Origin of the sequence: Kitasatospora sp. NPDC096128 (genome assembly GCF_040303105.1) — a bacterium.
GTDB lineage: Bacteria > Actinomycetota > Actinomycetes > Streptomycetales > Streptomycetaceae > Kitasatospora.
The window spans coordinates 146894-166907 of record NZ_JBEOSP010000018.1 but is presented as its reverse complement, the minus strand read 5'-3'; the positions used below and the strand labels follow the sequence as shown (position 1 = coordinate 166907).

The 20014-nt window shown below is 71.9% G+C and carries 15 protein-coding genes and 1 pseudogene; 7 read left to right on the top strand and 9 right to left on the bottom strand.

Going from position 1 to position 20014, the window contains the following annotated elements; translation table 11 throughout:
* Positions 1-72 precede the first annotated feature (72 nt).
* The 4 genes and pseudogenes from ABTY61_RS21560 to ABTY61_RS21545 form a co-directional block, all read right to left on the bottom strand.
* Positions 73-963, bottom strand: coding sequence for an alanyl-tRNA editing protein (locus ABTY61_RS21560; protein ID WP_350506623.1), 891 nt, complete (start codon positions 961-963; stop codon positions 73-75).
* 132 nt (positions 964-1095) lie between these two features.
* Complete coding sequence (locus ABTY61_RS21555; protein WP_350506622.1) at positions 1096-2151, bottom strand: Yip1 family protein; 1056 nt, start codon at positions 2149-2151, stop codon at positions 1096-1098.
* A gap of 245 nt (positions 2152-2396) precedes the next feature.
* Positions 2397-3461 (bottom strand): annotated as a pseudogene (gene manB / locus ABTY61_RS21550) (mannose-1-phosphate guanylyltransferase); the annotation flags it as partial.
* Positions 3462-3770: 309 nt separating this feature from the next.
* Positions 3771-5993, bottom strand: a complete 2223-nt coding sequence (locus ABTY61_RS21545; RefSeq protein WP_350506621.1) for a (Fe-S)-binding protein — start codon at positions 5991-5993, stop codon at positions 3771-3773.
* A 370-nt stretch (positions 5994-6363) separates the two neighbouring features.
* Here ABTY61_RS21545 and dnaK point away from each other — a divergent pair, with 370 nt between their 5' ends.
* The 6 genes from dnaK (at position 6364) to ABTY61_RS21515 (ending at position 13211) form a co-directional block, all read left to right on the top strand.
* Positions 6364-8211: a molecular chaperone DnaK gene (gene dnaK / locus ABTY61_RS21540; RefSeq protein ID WP_350506620.1), complete on the top strand. Its 1848-nt coding sequence runs from the start codon at positions 6364-6366 to the stop codon at positions 8209-8211.
* Positions 8208-8828, top strand: coding sequence for a nucleotide exchange factor GrpE (gene grpE, locus ABTY61_RS21535; protein WP_350506619.1), 621 nt, complete (start codon positions 8208-8210; stop codon positions 8826-8828). Before dnaK ends, grpE begins: the two co-directional genes overlap by 4 nt.
* A gap of 235 nt (positions 8829-9063) precedes the next feature.
* Complete coding sequence (dnaJ, locus tag ABTY61_RS21530; RefSeq protein ID WP_350506618.1) at positions 9064-10221, top strand: molecular chaperone DnaJ; 1158 nt, start codon at positions 9064-9066, stop codon at positions 10219-10221.
* Between the two features lie 49 nt (positions 10222-10270).
* Positions 10271-10783, top strand: coding sequence for a heat shock protein transcriptional repressor HspR (locus ABTY61_RS21525; protein ID WP_502895390.1), 513 nt, complete (start codon positions 10271-10273; stop codon positions 10781-10783).
* A 215-nt stretch (positions 10784-10998) separates the two neighbouring features.
* Positions 10999-11997 (top strand): hypothetical protein, encoded by a 999-nt coding sequence (locus tag ABTY61_RS21520; RefSeq protein ID WP_350506616.1) that lies wholly within the window; start codon positions 10999-11001, stop codon positions 11995-11997.
* A gap of 587 nt (positions 11998-12584) precedes the next feature.
* Positions 12585-13211 carry a hypothetical protein gene (locus tag ABTY61_RS21515; RefSeq protein WP_350506615.1) on the top strand — a complete coding sequence of 209 codons (627 nt, stop codon included), beginning with the start codon at positions 12585-12587 and terminating at the stop codon, positions 13209-13211.
* Positions 13212-13236: 25 nt separating this feature from the next.
* Here ABTY61_RS21515 and ABTY61_RS21510 read toward each other — a convergent pair whose 3' ends face one another.
* From ABTY61_RS21510 to ABTY61_RS21490, 5 genes are all read right to left on the bottom strand, one after another.
* Positions 13237-14202 (bottom strand): LuxR family transcriptional regulator, encoded by a 966-nt coding sequence (locus ABTY61_RS21510; protein ID WP_350506614.1) that lies wholly within the window; start codon positions 14200-14202, stop codon positions 13237-13239.
* Positions 14195-15175 (bottom strand): LuxR C-terminal-related transcriptional regulator, encoded by a 981-nt coding sequence (locus ABTY61_RS21505; protein ID WP_350506613.1) that lies wholly within the window; start codon positions 15173-15175, stop codon positions 14195-14197. The genes ABTY61_RS21510 and ABTY61_RS21505 overlap by 8 nt, the downstream gene beginning before the upstream one ends.
* Positions 15168-16115 (bottom strand): LuxR C-terminal-related transcriptional regulator, encoded by a 948-nt coding sequence (locus tag ABTY61_RS21500; protein WP_350506612.1) that lies wholly within the window; start codon positions 16113-16115, stop codon positions 15168-15170. Before ABTY61_RS21500 ends, ABTY61_RS21505 begins: the two co-directional genes overlap by 8 nt.
* Positions 16105-17100 (bottom strand): LuxR family transcriptional regulator, encoded by a 996-nt coding sequence (locus tag ABTY61_RS21495; protein WP_350506611.1) that lies wholly within the window; start codon positions 17098-17100, stop codon positions 16105-16107. Before ABTY61_RS21495 ends, ABTY61_RS21500 begins: the two co-directional genes overlap by 11 nt.
* A 626-nt stretch (positions 17101-17726) precedes the next feature.
* On the bottom strand, positions 17727-18890 hold the full coding sequence (locus ABTY61_RS21490; RefSeq protein ID WP_350506610.1) for a TDT family transporter: 1164 nt from the start codon (positions 18888-18890) through the stop codon (positions 17727-17729).
* A 70-nt stretch (positions 18891-18960) separates the two neighbouring features.
* Here ABTY61_RS21490 and ABTY61_RS21485 point away from each other — a divergent pair, with 70 nt between their 5' ends.
* Positions 18961-19893, top strand: a complete 933-nt coding sequence (locus tag ABTY61_RS21485; protein WP_350506609.1) for a LysR family transcriptional regulator — start codon at positions 18961-18963, stop codon at positions 19891-19893.
* The last annotated feature ends 121 nt before the right edge of the window (positions 19894-20014 follow it).

Below are 20014 nucleotides of genomic sequence, written 5' to 3'. Positions count from 1 at the left end.
CCCCTCCCCGGGGGTGGCCGCCCGCGGCGTTTCCGGGCGGCGTACGGGCCCGCGCCCGAGCCGCCCCGGGCGTCAGGCCCGCTTGGGGCTGGTGACGGCGACCAGCTCGGCGCCGTCCTCGGACAGCCGCAGCTCGGTGCGCAGCTCGGCGAGCTCGCCGAGGTGGTGCAGGTGGGTGCCGCCGCAGAAGATCCGCGCGCCGCCCTCGGGCAGCTCGCAGTGCCACTGGCGGCGGGCGGTCAGCTCGGGGCCGGGGACCTCGATGCGGACCGGGGCGTCGGCCGCGACCCAGGCGGCGAGCCGGGCGTTGACGTCCTCGGTGAGGGCGGGCAGGGCGTCGGCGAGGGCGGGGAACTCCTCGGTGGCGTCGACCGTGAAGCCCTTCTTCTTCAGCGACTTGCCGAGCCGGTAGGTGTCCGTGCTGGCCTGGGTGTCCATGACCGAGCTCGCCATGGCGAGGCTGTCGAAGTCGGGGTTGCCGAAGGCGTCCGAGCGGCCCGGGTCCTTGCGCCAGCGCGGGGCGAGCGCGGCGTTGAGGGCGAGGGCGAGCAGGTGGCAGCCGCTGTGCGAGGCGCTCAGCGCGGCCCGGCGCTCGGTGTCGACGGCGAGCGCGACGGTGCGGCCGGTGAGGTCGCCGGGGTCGGTGGCGAGGACGTGCAGGACCAGCCAGGACCACTCCTCGTCCCCGCGCTTGACCGGGATCTCGGCGCCGACCAGCGGCGCGCCGCCGTCCGGGCCGACCGCGCCGGTGAGGCAGTCCACCACGGCCAGTTCGGTGCCGTCGACGGTGAGGGTGCCGTGGTCGGCCGGCTGGTCGGGCCAGGTGTGGTCGAGCGGGTGGAACGGGCTGGCCTCGGTCACCACCGCGTACCGGCCGTCCGCCAGCGGGTGCACCGCCAGCACCGGGGACTCTCCGGTCACCGCCCCGGCCGGGAAGCTGACGTGGGTGGTGGGGAGGGTCATGGCTGGCTCCGCTGGTGGTGGACGAACGAGGGTGGGCGGGCCCGGGCCTTCCGGCCGGACCCGCCCACCATTCTGCCTGCCGGCCCGCCGCCGGGGGCGGGGGCCTTGATCAGGACGCCGCGGTCGGCCCGGTCACCCCAGCGTCGGCAGCTTGATCAGCACCAGCAGCGCGATCAGCTGCACCGCCGCAGCCCCCGCCGCCTTGCCCCAGGGCAGGTCGTGCACCCGCCGGACCATGCTGGTCAGCAGGTACGCGCAGAGCCCCCAGGTCGCCCAGCCGACCACCTGCACCACCGGGCTGCCCGAGGGCAGCACCAGGTCGAGCACCAGCCGGGGCGCGTCGGTCAGCCAGCCGATCAGCACGGCCAGGCCGACCGTCGACTTCCACGGGCCGTCGCCGCCGAGCTGGCGGGCCAGCGCGTAGGTGACCGCGCCGAAGACGGCGCCGGCCACGGTGAAGCCGACGGCGGCGGCGAGCAGGCCGGTCAGCGCCACCGAGAAGGCGGAGTTGACGATGTCGTCGTGGGTCAGCCCGATGCCGAGCACCGCGAGCACGCCGTACAGCAGCGAGACGGTGAGGGCGGGCAGCCAGACCTGGTGGTCGCGGGTGCGGTCGAAGGTCGCGCTCGGGCTGCGGAAGATCCCGACGAACAGCTCGCGCCACTGCGGCCGGGGCCCGCTGACGTGCGGGGCGGACTGGCCGCCGGCCCGGTAGACGGTGACGTTGTCCTGCCCGTACGGGTGCTGCTGGTCCTGGCCGTAGGACGGCGGCGGCTGCTGCCCGTAGCCGCCGTCGTCGTACTGGCCCTGGCCGTACTGGCCGTGCTCCTGGCCGTACGGCGGCTGCTGCTGCCCGTACGGGGCGGCGCCGCCGCGGTACGGGTCGCCGGCCGGGAAGGCCCGGGTGTTGCCGGGCGCGTCGGCCGCGTACGGGTCTGCCGCGTACGGCCCGGCCGGGTACGGGTCGTACCCGTCGCCGACCGGACCGCCCGGACCGCCCGGACCGCCGTGGCCCCCCGGGCCGCCGGCCGCTGCCGTCGGGTGCGCGGCCGTGAAGTACTCCGGCCCGTCCCCGGGCCCGTCCGTCCGCCCGTACCCCCCGGGCGCCCCCGCCGGCGGCGGAGGGGGCGACCATCCGCCGTGCGGACGGTCGGCGCCCTGACCGCTGTCGTATCGATTACCAGCCACGCTCCGAAGGTACCCGTCCGGCCCAGTGCGCGTCGGCCCCGGACGAAGCCGGGGCCGGTTTGCAGCGAGCCTGAGACGAACGCGTCCGAAAGTCCTCCGCGAGGCGGTGGGCGGGGCGGTAGGCGGGGCCCTCCAGGGCCCCGGCCGGGGAGCCGGAGCCGCTACCGCTGGGCGGTGACCGACGGCCCGTGCACCGAGGCGGCCGCGGCCGTGCCGGCCGGGCAGCCGCCCGGGCCGGCCGTGGTGCGGACGGCGCCGACCGGCAGCAGGGTGCCGCAGGCGATCCGGATGCCGTTGGGCAGCTCGTTGTCGGACTCGACGATCGCGCCGTCGCCGATCACCGCGCCGTCCAGCGCCGAGCGGTCGCCGACGGTGGCGTAGGCGCCCACGATCGAGTCCTTGACCAGGGTGTCCGGCCCGATCACGGCGCCGGGCAGGATCACGCTGCCCTCGACGATCGCGCCGGCCTCGATCACCGCGTCCGCGGAGACCACCGTGCCGCCGCTGAGCACCGCGCCGGGGTGGACGGTGGCGCCGGGCAGCAGCAGGGCGTCGCCGGTGGGGCCGGGGACGGCCGGGGAGTCGACCTTGCCGAGCACCAGGTCGGCCGAGCCGCGGACGAAGGCGGCCGGGGTGCCGAGGTCCAGCCAGTACGAGGTGTCGACGACGCCGCGCAGCAGGGCGCCGGTGGCCAGCAGCTCGGGGAAGGTCTCGCGCTCGACGGAGACCTCGCGGCCGGCCGGGATGCGGTCGATGACGGACCGGGTGAAGACGTAGCAGCCGGCGTTGATCTGGTCGGTGACGATCTGCTCCGGCGTCTCCGGCTTCTCCAGGAACTCCAGCACTCGCCCGTTCTCGTCGGTCGGGACGAGGCCGAAGGCCCGCGGGTCCTCCACCCGGGTGAGGTGCAGGGTGACGTCGGCCCCGGCGGCCACGTGGCCGTCGCGCAGGGCGGCGATGTCGAGGCCGGAGAGGATGTCGCCGTTGAAGACCAGCACCGGCTCGTCCGGGCCGCAGGTCAGCCCGGAGGCGGCGTTGCGGATGGCCCCGCCGGTGCCCAGCGGCTCGCGCTCGGTCAGGTAGACCAGCTCGATCCCGTACGGGGTGCCGTCCTGGAAGTGGTCCTCGAACACCTCGGCCAGGTAGGAGGTGGCCAGCACCACCCGGGTGACCCCGGCGGCGGCCGCGCGGGCCAGCTGGTGCGCGATGAACGGGACGCCTGCCACGGGCAGCATCGGCTTGGGGGTGTGGGTGGTCAGCGGACGCAGTCGCGTGCCCTTACCACCGACGAGCATGATCGCCTCGGTCATGGTCTGCGCTGTTCCCCTTGTGGTCTCTGCGGCCCGGCCCGGCGGGCCGATACCTCCGTCGGTGGTCTGAACCCGTCCTGATCGGGTCGACCGGCTCGCAGCCGGTCCGGCGCCTACTGTATTTCCTTCCGACCGAATGCCCGTCCGGCAGCCGTGCGATTGACGTCACTCGCCGTCCGCCCGCCGTACCGCCGACCGTCGCCCGGGGCACCGAAAAGCCCGGCCCGGCGGGCGCGTTGGCGGCGTCCACCGGGCCGGGCGGTTGTTGCAGAACTGTCGAACAGCGAACGGTGACCGCAGTGACCGCGGTTACGCGTCCACCGTCGCGGGCTCCTCGGCCTCGGCCGGCGGGGTCGCCTTCACCGAGTCGAGCAGCAGCTGGGCCACGTCGACCACCTTCAGGTGCTCCTTGGCCGCGCCCTCGTTCTTCTTGCCGTTGACCGAGTCGGAGAGCATCACCAGGCAGAACGGGCAGGCGGTGGAGACGATGTCCGGGTTGAGCGACAGCGCCTCGTCCACGCGCTCGGTGTTGATCCGCTTGCCGATGCGCTCCTCCATCCACATCCGGGCACCGCCGGCGCCGCAGCAGAAGCCGCGCTCCTTGTGGCGGTGCATCTCCTGCTGGCGCAGACCGGGGACCTTGTCCATGATCTCGCGCGGCGGGCTGTAGACCTTGTTGTGGCGGCCCAGGTAGCAGGGGTCGTGGTAGGTGATCAGGCCCTCGACCGGGTTGACCGGGACGAGCTTGCCCTCGTCGATCAGGTGCTGCAGCAGCTGGGTGTGGTGGATCACCTCGAAGTGCCCGCCGAGCTGCGGGTACTCGTTGGCGATGGTGTTGAAGCAGTGCGGGCAGGTGGCCACGATCCGCTTGGTCGGGGCGTCCTCCAGCGCGGCGTTCAGCGTCTCCACGTTCTGGGCGCCGAGCATCTGGAAGAGGAACTCGTTGCCCAGGCGGCGCGGGGAGTCACCGGTGCAGGTCTCCTCCTTGCCGAGGATGGCGAACTTCACGCCCGCGGTGTGCAGCAGCTCGGCGAAGGCCTTGGTGGTCTTCTTGGCGCGGTCCTCCAGGGCACCGGCGCAACCGACCCAGTAGAGGTACTCGACCTCGGCGGGGTCGATGTCCTCACCGATCACCGGCACCTCGATGCCGGTCTCCTTCTTGAGCTCCTTGACCCAGTCGAGGCGGGCCTTGGTGGCCATGCCCCACGGGTTGCCCTTGTTCTCCAGGTTCTTGAGCATCGTCCCGGCCTCGGTCGGGAAGTTGCTCTCGATCATCACCTGGTAGCGGCGCATGTCGACGATGTGGTCGATGTGCTCGATGTCCACCGGGCACTGCTCGACGCAGGCGCCGCAGGTGGTGCAGGACCACAGCACGTCCGGGTCGATGACGCCGTTCTCTTCCGCGGTGCCGATCAGCGGGCGCTCGGCCTCGGCCAGGGCGGCCGCCGGGACGTCCTTGAGCTGCTCGGCGGTGGCCTGCTCGGTGCCCTCCATGTCCTTGCCGCCACCGGCCAGCAGGTACGGCGCCTTGCCGTAGACGTGCTCGCGCAGGCTCATGATCAGCAGCTTGGGCGACAGCGGCTTGCCGGTGTTCCAGGCGGGGCACTGCGACTGGCAGCGGCCGCACTCGGTGCAGGTGGAGAAGTCGAGGATGCCCTTCCAGGAGAAGTGCTCGACCTGGGAGACGCCGAAGACGGCGTCGTCGGCCGGGTCCTCGAAGTCGATCGGCCGGCCCTTGCTGGTCATCGGACGGAGTGCGCCGAGCGCGGTGCCGCCGTCCTCCTCGCGCTTGAAGTAGATGTTGAAGAAGCCGAGGAAGCGGTGCCAGGCCACGCCCATCGAGGGGTTGAGGCCGATGGTGATCGCCCACGCGAACGAGATGCAGATCTTCAGCATCGCGAACAGGTAGACCAGGTTCTCCAGGGTGCCGTGCGACAGCCCGCTCAGCGCGGAGGTGATCGGGTACGAGACCAGGTGCTCCGGGCCGTACGAGTCGACCCCGGCCAGGGCGCCCTCCAGGGCGCGCAGCATCAGGATGCACAGGCCGATGCCGAGGATCGTGTACTCGACGTAGAAGGCCTGCCAGGCGATGGAGCCGGCGAACCGGGACTTGCGGCCCGACCGGGACGGCAGGCTCATCAGCCGGATCACCATCAGGGTGACGATGCCCAGGGTGGTCAGGGTGCCGACCAGCTCGACGAAGAGCTGCCAGATCATCCAGTCGCCGATGATCGGCAGTTCCCACTCGGGGTCGAAGAGCTGGCCCATCGCGTTGACGATGGTCAGCACGAGGCTGAAGAAGCCGACCGCGACGAACCAGTGGGCGATGCCCACGATCCCCCAGCGGTTCATCCGGGTGTGGCCGAAGAACTCGGTGGCCAGGGTCTTGACGCGCTGGGCGGGCTTCCCGAAGCGGGTGGAGTCCTGGGCGCCGGTCAGCACCACCCTGAAGATGTGCCACGCCGCACGGAGGGCGAGCGCGGTGCCGATCACGAACGTGACCAGCGAGATGACGATCGCTGCTAGTTGCATCGCTCTCCGTCTCCTGCGGCTTGCGGTTGAGCAGTGTCTGCGGTTCTGCGGTCCTGCTGGTCCTGCGGTTTTCTGGAGCGATTGTACTGGTCGGTAACTTGCCGGGCCGACGGCCCGGACATTACAGGTCGCCAACAGTCCTCCAGAAGGTTCCCAAGCTATGGCGGCAGTCACGTGACCGCACGCGCGCCGCCCCGCACACCGCTCTGCGGCCACCCCGCAGCCACCCGCGACCGACCGACCGGACGCCCCGCTCCTCACGCCGGCCTCAGCAAAGTTGAGTGCCGAGCACTCATACCTGTTGACGCCCTCCGTCGAGTCGTGCATCCTTGAGCCTGTAAAGCTCAACTCTTCCGTGGAGGTATTTACGATGGCACGCGCGGTCGGCATCGACCTCGGTACGACGAACTCGGTCGTCAGCGTTCTGGAGGGTGGCGAGCCCACCGTCATCACGAACGCCGAGGGCGCTCGGACCACGCCGTCCGTCGTCGCCTTCGCCAAGAACGGCGAGGTCCTGGTCGGCGAGGTGGCCAAGCGTCAGGCGGTCACCAACGTCGACCGCACCATCCGCTCGGTGAAGCGCCACATGGGCACCGGGTGGAAGATCAACATCGACGGCAAGGACTTCAACCCGCAGCAGATCTCGGCCTTCGTGCTGCAGAAGCTGAAGCGCGACGCCGAGGCCTACCTGGGCGAGACCGTCACCGACGCCGTCATCACCGTCCCGGCGTACTTCAACGACTCGGAGCGCCAGGCCACCAAGGAGGCCGGTGAGATCGCGGGCCTCAACGTCCTGCGCATCGTCAACGAGCCCACCGCGGCCGCCCTGGCCTACGGCCTGGACAAGGACGACCAGACCATCCTGGTCTTCGACCTCGGCGGCGGCACCTTCGACGTCTCCCTGCTGGAGATCGGCGACGGGGTCGTCGAGGTGAAGGCCACCAACGGTGACAACCACCTCGGCGGCGACGACTGGGACCAGCGCGTCGTCGACCACCTGGTCAAGGTCTTCCAGTCCGGCCACGGCGTCGACCTGTCCAAGGACAAGATGGCCCTGCAGCGTCTGCGCGAGGCTGCCGAGAAGGCCAAGATCGAGCTGTCCTCGTCCTCCGAGACCTCGATCAACCTGCCCTACATCACGGCCTCCGCCGAGGGCCCGCTGCACCTGGACGAGAAGCTCACCCGGGCTCAGTTCCAGCAGCTGACGGCCGACCTGCTGGAGCGCTGCAAGGTTCCGTTCCACAACGTGATCAAGGACGCCGGCATCTCGCTCTCCGAGATCGACCACGTCGTCCTGGTCGGTGGCTCGACCCGCATGCCCGCCGTCGCCGAGCTCGTCAAGGAGCTGACCGGCGGCCAGGACGCCAACAAGGGCGTCAACCCGGACGAGGTCGTCGCCATCGGCGCCGCGCTCCAGGCCGGTGTCCTCAAGGGCGAGGTCAAGGACGTCCTGCTGCTCGACGTCACCCCGCTGTCCCTCGGCATCGAGACCAAGGGCGGCATCATGACCAAGCTGATCGAGCGCAACACCACGATCCCGACCAAGCGCTCCGAGATCTTCACCACGGCCGAGGACAACCAGCCGTCCGTGCAGATCCAGGTCTACCAGGGCGAGCGCGAGATCGCCGCGTACAACAAGAAGCTCGGGATGTTCGAGCTGACCGGCCTCCCGCCGGCGCCGCGCGGCCTGCCGCAGATCGAGGTCACCTTCGACATCGACGCCAACGGCATCATGCACGTCGGCGCGAAGGACCTCGGCACCGGCAAGGAGCAGAAGATGACCGTCACCGGCGGCTCCTCGCTGCCGAAGGACGAGGTCGACCGCATGCGCCGCGAGGCCGAGCAGTACGCCGAGGACGACCACAAGCGCCGCGAGGCCGTCGAGACCCGCAACTCTGCCGAGCAGCTCGTCTACTCGACCGAGAAGTTCATCGCCGACAACTCCGACAAGCTGCCGGCCGACGTCAAGACCGAGGTCGAGACCGCCATCGGCGAGCTCAAGGAAGCCCTCAAGGGCGAGGACATCGCGAAGATCCGCGAGGCCTCCGAGAAGGTCTCCACCACCGCCCAGAAGCTCGGCCAGGCGCTCTACGCCAACGCCGACGCCGCCGGTGCCGGTGCCGCCGCGGCCGGCGAGTCCACCCACGCCAAGGAGGACGACGTCGTCGACGCCGAGATCGTCGACGACGAGAAGCCCAAGGGCGGTGCGTCGGCATGACGGACAAGCCGCAGGGCGGCAAGCCCGGCGACGACTCCGCCGCCGAGGAGGCCGTGATCAAGGCCGCCGAGGAAGCCGCGTCGGCGGGCGCGGGCGAGGGCTCCGACGAGCTCGCCTCGGCCAAGCGTGAGCTGGCCGAGCGCACCGCGGACCTGCAGCGGCTGCAGGCCGAGTACCAGAACTACCGCAAGCGGGTCGAGCGCGACCGGCTGACCGTCCGCGAGATCGCGGTCTCCAACATCCTGGAGTCCCTGATCCCCGTCCTGGACGACATCGGCCGCGCCCGCGAGCACGGCGAGGTGACGGGCGGCTTCAAGTCCGTCTCCGACTCCCTGGAGACGGTCGTCGCCAAGCTGGGCCTGCAGCAGTTCGGCAAGGAGGGCGAGCCCTTCGACCCGACGCAGCACGAGGCGCTGATGCACAGCTACTCCTCGGACGTCACCGAGGACACCTGCGTGCAGATCCTCCAGCCCGGCTACCGGATCGGCGAGCGGATCATCCGCCCGGCGATGGTCGCCGTGGCCGAGCCCCAGCCCGGCACCCAGACGACGCCCGGCCCGGACGCCGAGGCGAAGTCCGCCGACACGGACAAGTCCGACGGTGGCTCGGACAGCTGACAACCTGTGACAGCTGACTACCAGTGCGCTGCGGAGTCGTACGCCGGCCAGTACGGCGGCCGACTCCGCAGCGCGTTGTCAACGGCACCTCTTTCCCCGGCTCCTGCCGCGCCTGTTGACAGCACAGTGACGATGGACATCGGGAGGTGGCGGAAGCCGTGAGCGAGCGCAGCGGGCGAACCAGTGAGGGGCGCGTGTACCGCTCAGCGGCTGCCGAGCGAAGCGAGGTGGGCGCATGAGTGGCAAGGACTACGTGGAGAAGGACTACTACAAGGTCCTCGGCGTGCCCAAGGACGCCACCGCCACCGAGATCAAGAAGACCTACCGCAAGCTGGCGCGCGAGTTCCACCCGGACGCCAACAAGGGCGACGCCAAGGCCGAGGAGCGCTTCAAGGACATCTCCGAGGCGTATGACGTCCTCTCCGACGAGAAGCGCCGCAAGGAGTACGACGAGGCCCGCAGCCTCTTCGCCAACGGCGGCTTCCGCACCGGCGGCCCCGGCACCGGCAGCTACGGGTTCGACTTCGGCGACCTGTTCAGCGGCAGCCAGGGCGGCGCCGGTGGCGGCGGCGGACTCGGCGACGTCTTCGGCGGCCTCTTCAACCGCGGCGGCGCCCGGCAGGCCCAGCCCCGACGCGGCGCCGACGTCGAGACCGAGGTGACGCTCTCCTTCGAGGAAGCCGTCGACGGCGCGACCGTCCCGCTGCGGATGACCAGCCAAGCCCCCTGCCGCCTCTGCAACGGCACCGGCGCCAAGGCCGGCACCACCCCCCGGGTCTGCCCGACCTGCGTCGGCGCCGGCACCGTCAGCCGCGGCCAGGGCGCCTTCGCGCTCTCCGAGCCCTGCAAGGACTGCCGCGGCCGGGGCATGATCGTCGACGACCCGTGCACCGACTGCCACGGCAGCGGCCGGGCCAGCTCCGCCCGCACCATGCAGGTCCGCATCCCGGCCGGCGTCCAGGCCGACCAGCGGATCCGGCTCAAGGGCAAGGGCGCCCAGGGCGAACGCGGCGGCCAGCCCGGCGACCTCTACGTCACCGTGCACGTCGACCCCCACCCGGTGTTCGGGCGCAAGGGCGACAACCTCACCGTCACCGTCCCGGTCACCTTCCCCGAGGCCGCCCTCGGCGCCACCATCGAGGTGCCCACGCTCAACGGCCCCGCCGTGAAGCTCAAGCTCCCCCCGGGCAGCGCCAACGGTCTCACCATGCGCGCCCGCGGCAAGGGCGCCACCCGCAAGGACGGCACCCGCGGCGACCTCCTCGTCACCGTCGAGGTCGTGGTCCCCCAGCACGTCGACGGCGACGCGCTGAACGCCCTGGAGCAGTACCGCGAGGCCACCGCCTCCGACGACCCGCGAGCCGCTCTCTTCCGGGCGGCGAAGGGAGCGTGACGACCAGATGTCCCCGAACCCGATGAACCCGACGAACCCGATGGACCCGATGGCCTCCAACGGCCCGATCGGCCCGGGCCTCGGTGAAGGCCTCCCCGGCAACCCCGCCGGCGGCCGCCCCCGGCGCGCCGCCGGCCCGCCGCAGTACGTCCTCACCGAGGACACCCCGGTGTACGTCATCTCGGTCGCCGCCGAACTCTCCGGCCTCCACCCGCAGACCCTGCGCCAGTACGACCGCCTCGGCCTGGTCTGCCCCGACCGCGCCGCAGGCCGCGGCCGCCGCTACTCCGCCCGGGACATCCAGCAGCTGCGCGAGGTCCAGCGGCTCTCCCAGGACGAGGGCATCAACCTGGCCGGCATCAAGCGGATCATCGAGCTGGAGAACCAGGTCAGCGCCCTCCAGTCGCGCATCACCGAGCTGGTCGACTCCCTCGAGGGCGCGGCCAGCGCCCTCCAGCAGCGCGAGGCCGCCGTCCACGCCTCCTACCGCCGCGACCTCGTGCCCTACCAGCCCCCGACCCCGCAATCCAGCGCCCTCGTCGTCTGGCGCCCCAAGCGCTGACCGGGCCCTGGCCGCACCACCAGCCGCCGGCTCCCTCCTGTTCGGGGGGTGCCGGCGGCTGCGTCGGCATGGCAGGCTCCTTCCTGCCACGTGGGAGCAGGTTCGGTCATGCGACAGTTGCAGCGAAATCTGGTAGTGAATACAACCGAGTAAGGCCGAAGGGTCCAAGCCGAGGCAGGGAGCAAAACATGAGTGGGACTGAGGCATCCGGTCCCATGGCCAACGCCTACAGTCAGCTCTCCCCCGAGGCCAGATCTCTCTACATGGCCGTCCTTCGGGAACCCGGGAGGGTGATCGCCGCCATAGCGGACGAAGGCGACCGCGCTTCCCTCCACGAATTGGTCGAAATCGGCTTGTTGGTACCGGATATCGAGGATCCGGGAATGCTCGTCGCCGTCGACCCAAAGCAACTTGCCAGCGCTCTCACGGCGACCTGGCAACGCAAGGCCCTCGATCTGCTCAGCCGGGCCGCTGCTCTGCCCGCCGAGTTCCAGGAGCTCACCCACGCCTATGGCAACGGAGGAAACGAGGCGCACGACGGTGGCCCGATCGAGCACCTCCACGGCCTGGCCGAGATCAACCGCCGACTGGTCGACCTCATGGAAGGCAGCCGCGAGGAGGTACTGAGCGCCCAGCCGGGTGGGGGCTCCCGCTCCTTCCCGACGGAGGCGGCCATCGCCCTGGACACCGACATGCTCCGTCGCGGAGTCTCACGACGCACGCTGTACCAGCCGAGCACGCGGTACTCCGCTCCCACACGGGCCTACGTCGCGGCCATGACCGCTGCCGGCGGCGAGGTCCGTACGTTGGGTGAGCCGTTCACCAGGATGATCATCGTCGACCGCACCGCCGCGATCATTCCCGTCAGCGGTGACCAGCAGCGAGCGGCATTCATTCAGGACGAGGCCGTGATCGGCTTCATGGTCAGCCTGTTCGAAAGCTTCTGGGAACGCGCCATCCCGTTCCAAGGAGGTCTCGACGTCCCCCCGGAGGTCGTTTCGAGGCTCCGCGAGAACATCCTCAGGATGATGCTGCAGGGCATCGGCCATCGCGTCATAGCTAGGAACCTGGGCTTGAGCGAGCGCACACTCGCCCGCCACATCGCCGAGCTGCGGGATGAATACGCGGCTGACACTCTGTTCCAACTGGGTTGGAAGCTGTCCGAAAGCCACCGCACCATGCCGCTGTTCAACGACACCGAGACACCCTACTGAGACGCGCTCAAGTCCAAATCACGTCATCCGCGATGGTGGCAGCGGCAAGGTTCCGGGTGGCCGTGGACTGCGCCTGGGAGGCAGCAGGCTGCTTGGTCCAGATCACGTCAGCGTGCACGGGAGCCGAACTAAACAGAACCGCCACTACAGCCAGTGCTATAGCGGTCGCGCACCGACGCGCCTCGCGCACTGTGACCACTCCCCTTCGGACAATGTTGAACGCTCAGCGAATCGACCGCGCATGAGCCACAGCGCTGATTATGCTGCACGATCCCGAACGTGTCAGCGAGGGGTGCTCCACAACACTCTTGTCCGGCCTAACTCTTCCAAAGTTCCGGGCACAGTCGAAGACGGCCAGCATGTCATCTCTCTGCCATGCAGCGAGATGACACCTCGGGCCAGTGGACGCGCAGGCGGGCCCGGCGACACGATCAGTGCACCGACTGATCGCCACGTACGAGCGTGACACATCGGATGTGTTCACATCAAATTCCTCTGAACGACCGTCTTCGGTGTGAGAACCACCAAACAGCAGCAGCCGCTGGGCCCCGTCCCCCCGACCCGGTCGGCCTTTCAATGGAGTCGACATGACTGACCACTACCAGGGCTCCGCTTCCCGTCACCTCAGCAATGACCCTGAGGGTCGGCGTGCACGTGTGTTCCTGGCCGCGCCGCTGATGCGGCTGACCGGCCCCGCGGACAGCGTGGTGACGCTCGCCAGCCGGACGCGGCTGACGACGCTCCGCACCACCCTCCTCCGCAGCGGTGCCGCCGTGTACAGCGCGCACCACAGCGACGCCTGGACCGTCGCCGGTCGGGCGCCCGAGCCCCGGGTCCCCTCCGACTTCCGGGCGCTCCAGTCCGCGGACCTGGTGTTCGCCTACGTCGGCGCCCCGCTCTCGGCCGGCGTCAGCCTCGAACTCGGTTGGGCGTCGGCGCTGCGGAAGCCGATCGTCCTGCTCGTCGACGAGGCCATCACCCACAACCCGCTGATCGCCACCATCGAGCAGGTCGCCCCCGTCCTGCCGCTGGTCTTCGACGACACCTGGTCCCAGGAGGCCCTCCACCACACCGTGGAGACCGCCCTCGACTGGGCCGGCATGGCGCTCTCCCTCCGCGAGGGCTTCTGGACCGCCCCCGGCGACCGCTTCAACGTCCCCCGACAGCAGACCGCCACCCCCGGCTACTGGCCGACCGGCGCCGCCACCGGCTGAAACACCGCCACCGGCTGAGCAGACCTCATCCACCGGACTCCCCCGTCCGGGCTCCCCGCATCTGCCAGCCGAGCTGGAACAACGTCTCCGCGTCGTACACCTCACGCAGCCGGGCGATGTGACCGGCCACGGTCCGTTCGCTCAGGCCCATCCGGGTAGCGATCGCCCGCTGCGTGAGCCCCCTGGCGAGCAGACGACCCACCTGTTCGTGGGCTATCGGGGCGGAGCCGGCTGCGAGTGACTCCCAGTCCACGACCTGGGCCTGCTGCCACTGCTGCTCGAAGACCCCCACCAGGTAGGCGACCATCGCGGCGTCCTCGACCACGGCGGCGACCGTGTGATCGGGGGTGGCCGGGATGACGGACACGGTGCGGTCGAAGATCAGCGTCCTGATGAAGGGCCCCTCCAGCAGCCGGATCGGGGCGCCTGCCTGGGTGGAGTGCAGCGCGTACTCGACCGTCCGTCGATCGGAGCAGGCCGACGGCTCGAAGAGGGTGTGCACCACCCCGCCCGCTTCGACGTAGCGGCGGCTTTGATCGAGCGAGTCCCGCATGTGAGCGTGGGGACGGGGACCAGGCTGGGCGGCGAAGGCCTCGTGCGGGTAGTCCTTGACCAGCTGCGAGATCAGGTGCCGGATCTCCACCATGCCGACCACCCGCCGCACTCCACCGACCGGATCGGCGCGACGGGGCGCGGTGTCGTAGGCCTGGGTCAGGTCGTCCAGCAGGTCCGGGACAGCGGCGGCCCGGGCGAGCAGGCGGGCGCTCTCCTCCCTGAGGTCCGCACCGATGCGCTCACCGACGGCGCGCGGGTTCACCGCGCTGTAGGTGCCGTCGGCGGTACGGAGAACCAGCAGGCCGAGGTCGGCGAGCTGCCGGACGGTGGACTCGTCCTCGGAGCGGATGTCGCTGAGGCGGATCCGGCCGCCTTCGGCCAGGATCGCGCGGTAGAGCTCGCGGGCGGCGGCATCGGGCAGGTCGGGCTCAGGCATCGCGGGCTCCCCGCATCTGCCAGCCCAGCTGGAACAACGTCTCCGCGTCGTACAGCTCCCGCAGGCGGGCGATGTGGCCGGCGACCGTGCGCTCGCTCAGGCCCATACGGCTCGCGATCGAGCGCTGGGTGAGACCCTGGGCGAGCAGGCGGCCGATCTGGCCGGGGGCGTCGGGTTCGGTTGAACCCTCCGCCAAGGCAGCCCAGTTGACGCCGTCGGATTGGTGCCACAGCTGCTCGAAGGCATCGACGATGAAGGCCACCGTCGCCGGGTCGTCGACGACGGCGGCACTGTTGAGGTCAGGGGCTGCGGGGATGACGGCGACGGTCCGGCCGAAGACCAGGAAGCGCTTGAACGGGCGGTCGAGCACCCGGATCGCGCAGCCGAGCCCCGTGGCCGCCGCCGCATAGGCCACGGCCCCGGGGTCGGTACGGGCGCCGAGCTCGAACAGGCATCGGATGGCGCCGCCGCGTTCGAGGTAGCGGCCGGTGCGGACGAGGGATTCGGCGAACTGACCGGCATCACGCATGGCACCGGGTTGGGCACTCAGGACTTCGCCGGCGAACTCCTCGGTCAGCTGCGCCACTTCGTGCCGGATCTCCGCCTTGCCGGTGATGACCCGGGCCCGGCCGAGGCTCGGTTCCCGCCGGGGTGCGGTGTCGTAGGCATGGGTGAGGTCGCGCAGTTGCTCGGGGACCTGGTCCGCCTCGGTCAGCAGTCGGGCGCCGACCCTGCGGATGTCGGCGCCGATGCGTTCGGCGACCGCGCGGGGATCGACCGCACTGTACGAGCTGTCGACCAACTGCGGAACCAACAGACCGAGTTCCACCAGTCGCCCGAGCGCCTCCCGGTCGCCCGGGCCGACCTCCGCGGCGCGGATGCGGCCGCCCTCGCGGAGGACGGTGAGGTAGAGGGCACGGCCGCCGTCGTCGGGGAGGGCGGCGGCGAGGAGGGTGGTGGGGTCATCAGCCATGGCGCTCTCCGCGGAGGTGCCAGCCGAGGTGGAAGAGGGTCCGGGCGCCGTAGCGGTCGCGCAGGCGGGCGATGTGGGCGGCGACGGTGCGTTCGCTGAGGCCGAGGCGGGTGGCGACGGCGCGTTGGGTGAGGCCGCGGGCGAGCAGCCGGCCGATCCGGACGGTGGTGGGGTGGGGGGCGCGGAGGTTGCGGTCGGCGGGGGTGGCGCGGGCCCAGTCGCGTTCGAACTGGGCGACCAGGTAGGCGATGGTGGTGGGGTCGGTGACGACGGCGGCGCGGCTGCGGTCCTCGGCGGCGGGGATGACGGCCACCGAGCGGTCGAAGACCAGGACCCGCTCGTACGGTTCCGCGAGCACCCGGACCTCGGCGCCCTCGCCGCTGCGGAGGGCGACCTGGCGCAGTGCGGCGGGGTCGTCGAGGGCGCCGGGCTGGTGGAGGGTGCGCATCGAGCAGCCGCGCCGGAGCAGGGCGAGGTCCTGGGCGAGGGCCGTCCGGAGGGCCTCGGTGGCGTGGTGGCCGGGTCGGGCGGCGAGGAACTCCTGCTTGCACCCGGCGAGGAGTTCGGAGAGGCACTGGCGGACGGCGGCGCCGGTGCCGCCGAGCCGGGCGGTGTCGACGGCACCGGCCCCGTCGGCTACGGACGGCCGGTGGAGCGCCTCGTAGGCGCGGGAGAGCGGCTGGAGGGCGCCCGGCAGCCGTTCGGCGTGGACCAGCAACCGGGTGGCCCGGTGGCGGAGTTCGGCGCCGAGGCGGTCGCCGAGGGCGCGCGGGTTGGCGGCGGTGTAGCCGGTGGCGGTGGGAGTGAGGAGCCCGCGGGCGACGAGGGCCGCGACGGTGGGGCGGTCGGCGGGGGCGAGCTCCTCGGGGCACAGCCGGCCGCCGGCGCGGACGACGGCGAGGTAGAGGGATTGCTCGGCCGAACCGGGTTCATCGGTCATCGCCGGCGCCTCTCATCAGCCAGCCGAGCTGGAAGAGGGTCTGGGCGCCGTACCGGTCGCGGAGGCGGGAGATGTGGCCGGCCACGGTGCGTTCGCTGAGGCCGAGGCGGGTGGCGACGGCGCGTTGGGTGAGGCCGCGGGCGAGCAGCCGGCCGACCCGGTCGGGGATGGTGCGGGCGGGGCCGTGGCCGAGGGCGGCGGCGGCTTCGGCGGTGTCGGCGCGGGCCCAGTCGCGCTCGAAGCCGCCGATCAGGAAGGCGAGGGTGGCGGGGTCGCTGATGAACGCGGCGGTGCTGTTGTCGTCGTTGGCGGAGATGACGGCGACGCTGCGGTCGAAGACGATCAGGCGCTGGAAGGGCTCGTCGAGGACCCGGATCTGCGAGCCGTGCCGGGTGACCTTCTCGGCGTAGGCGAGGGCGGCGGGTTCGACGAGGGCGACGGGCTGGTAGATGGTGCGCAGCGAGCAGCCGCGCTGGAGGAGTTGGACGTCCTGGTCGAGGGCGACCTGGAGGGTGTCGGCGGGTCGGTGGCCGGGTTGGGCGGTGAGCACCTCGGAGCGGCAGTCGGAGACCAGTTGGGAGATCCGCTGGCGGATGTGGACGTGCCCCTCGACGTAGACCGCGCCGCCGGAGCCGCCGGACGGGCGGGGCATCGCGTCGTAGGCGCGGGTGAGGCCGTCGAGGGCGCCGGGGAGGTTCTCGGCGCGGACCAGCAGTCGGGTGGCCTCGCTGCGGAGTTCGGCGCCGAGCCGGTCGCTGACGGAGCGCGGGCTGACGGCGGTGTAGCAGCGGTCCATCCGGTTGGCCATGACGAGGCCGATGTCGAGGAGCTGCCGGAGCGCGATCCGGTCGACGTCGGTGATGTCGGCGAACGGGATGCGGCCGCCTTCGGCGATGATCGCCAGGTAGAGCTGTCGGGCGGCCTCGTCGGGTTCTCCGCCCTCGGGTACCGCATGGTGCGGCACGACCGCCGGTTCCGCCGTCACGTCGTACTCTCCCTGCCGGACGCCTCTCCCCTGTTGCCTTCCCCGCCCGTACGCGCGGGGAGCGGGGTACGCGGTCCGCGGATACCGGTGGCCGGGCGTCTCACGCTACCGGCCGGACGGCGGGCCCCCGGGTCCGGGTGCCGTCGCACACGGGGCCCGGGGGCCGCCATCAGCACGCCAATGCCTAGGCGCTTCCGTCGAGGCGGAGCAGCAACGCCTCGCCGGCTCCGGCCCGGGCTCCATCACCACACATGGATCCCGGCCAGGGCTCTTCCCCCCCCCGTTCCACAGGTGCGGGACGCACCCGTGGTCAGTTCTGAAGAGCAAGTCGCCACCATCGGGCTGCGGTGCCCGGACGACCTGGCGTACCTCCACCCTCACAGCGTGACGGCCGGTGGACAAGTGCCGCCCGAGTGCAGGTTCGCGCAATTGCAGCTATCTGCATCCCGCAGCGGGTGCGGGGCTGCGGGCGGCGGGCGGGATTCCGGTAAAGCCCGAGGCCAGCGGGGGGTGCGGGTGGCGGGCGGCGGTCGGCGGTGCGCCGCCATCGTGCAGCTGCGCGTTCCTGCAACGACGGCGTGCTGCTGCGCAGCTCAGCGCGCCACGGCGGACGGCGGCGCCCCGGCTCAGCGCGCCAGCAGCCGGCCGCGCAGCAGCCCGGTGGCCGTACCGGTCGCGGCGAGCACCCAGGCGGTGCCCAGCAGCAGGTAGAGCCCGACGGCGAGGCCGGTGAAGCCGCCGAAGCCGGTGTGCCGGGCGAGCGCGGAGGCGCCGGTGACGCAGGTGCCGACCGGGAAGGTGAACGCCCACCAGGTCATCGCGAACGGCATCCCGGCCCGCCGGGCGCGCAGGTTGGCGGCGAGCGCGACGGCCAGCCAGAGCATCGCGACGCCCATCACCGCGACGCCGTACAGCTCGGCCAGCGGCAGCAGGACGGGCGCCAGTACGGGCAGCACCGGGCGGCTCTGGTCGGCGAGCTGGTGGATCGCGGTGACCGACTGGCCGAGCGGGCCGAGCACCAGGAACAGCGCGGGGGTGAGCACCAGGGTGGGCAGCTTGCTGTGGAACAGGCCGGTGAACACCACGGGCAGCAGCACCAGGGTGGCCAGCAGGCCGATCCCGAACAGGGCCCAGCAGCCGTACAGCAGGGCCTGCTGCGGTGTTCCGGCGGGCAGGTGGGGGACGAGCGCCGGGCCGCAGGCGGAGGCGACCAGCGGGGCGACCACGGGCAGCAGCCAGGTCGGGTTGGCCTCCAGGGCGGACACCCGGTGCCGGGTGATCATCAGGTACGGGATGCCGGCCGCGACGGTCAGCGCGTAGAGCGTGCCGACGCCCCACAGCACGGCGTCCAGGACGACGGCCGGGCCGGTGCCGATGACCCGGGAGCCGAGCAGCAGGGTGCCGAGCCCGACCGCCAGCAGCGCCATCGGCGGGCAGCCGTAGAAGACGGCGGTGGCCGGGTTGTCCAGCAGCTGGGTGCGGGCCGCCTCGCGGTGCCGGGTGAGGTGCACCAGCCGGGCGCCGGCCAGCAGCAGCAGGGCGGCCGCGCCGAGCGCCCACATCACCTCGCCGAAGCCGATCAGCCCGGGCAGCCGGACCGGCAGGGCGGCGGCGCCGTTGGCCACGATCGCGGTGCCCATCACGGCGGCGTACCAGTTGGGGCCGAGCTGGGCGAGATCGGGGCGCGGGAGGCGGGAGAGACCGGAGAGGCGGGACGGCCGGGGCTGCTCGGAGGAGCGGGCAGGAGCGGCGGGGCTGGTGAGCGGGCGGACATCGGCCGAGGTGGACATGGTTCCACCGTCGCCGAACGGCCCGGCCGCCGGTAGCGACGCGGGTTCTATGAGGGCATAGCCTGAACCTATGCCCCTCTCTCCGCACGTCCCCGAACTGGGTGCCCTGGAACTACTGCTCGCGGTGGCCCGACTGGGCAGCGTCGGCCGGGCCGCAGGCGAGCTGGGCGTGAGCCAGCCGACCGCGAGCGCCCGGATCAAGGGCATGGAACGGCAGATCGGCGTCCCGCTGCTGGAGCGCTCGCCCCGGGGCAGCCGGCCGACCGAGGCGGGCCGGCTGGTGGTCGAGTGGGCTCGCCAGGTGGTGGAGGCGGCGCAGGCGCTGGACGCCGGGATCGACGCGCTGCGCGAACGGCGGGACGCCAAGCTGCGGGTGGTGGCCAGCCTGACCGTCGCCGAGTACCTGATGCCGGGCTGGCTGATGGCGCTGGCCGAGGCCAGTCCGGGGACGGCGGTGACGTTGCGGACGGCGAACTCGGCGGAGGTCGCCGGGCACGTGCTGGCCGGGGACGCCGACCTCGGCTTCGTCGAGGGCCCGACCACCCCACCGGGGCTGGCCGGCGCGGTGGTGGCGGCGGACCGGCTGGTGGTCGTGGTGGCGCCCGGCCACCGCTGGGCGCGCCGCCGCACCCCGCTGACCGGGGCGGAGCTGGCGGGCACCCCGCTGGTGCTGCGCGAGCCGGGCTCGGGCACCCGGGAGGTGCTGGAGATGGCGCTGGCGCCGTACGGGGGCGCGGCCCAGCCCCGGATGGAGCTGGCCTCGTCCACGGCGTTGAAGGGGGCGGCGATGACCGGGGCCGGGCCGGTCTGCCTGAGCGAGCTGGCGGTGGTGGAGGAGCTGACCACCCGACGGCTGGTCGAGGTGCCGCTGGCGGAGGAGCTGGACCTGCGGCGGCCGCTGCGGGCGGTGTGGCCGGCCGGGCAGCGGCCGGGCGGGCCGGCCCGGGAACTGCTGGGGTTGACCCGGCGGAGCGCCCGCCGGCACCTGGGACGGAAGGCCTGAACCCGGGGGCCGAGTCCTCCGGAAAGCCCTCTGGAAGCCTTCCAGGAGAAAGTTGAGCGGAATACACTCAACTTAGTGCATGCTGTACCTGGCAGCAGTGAAAGCAGCAGTGAAGGACGAC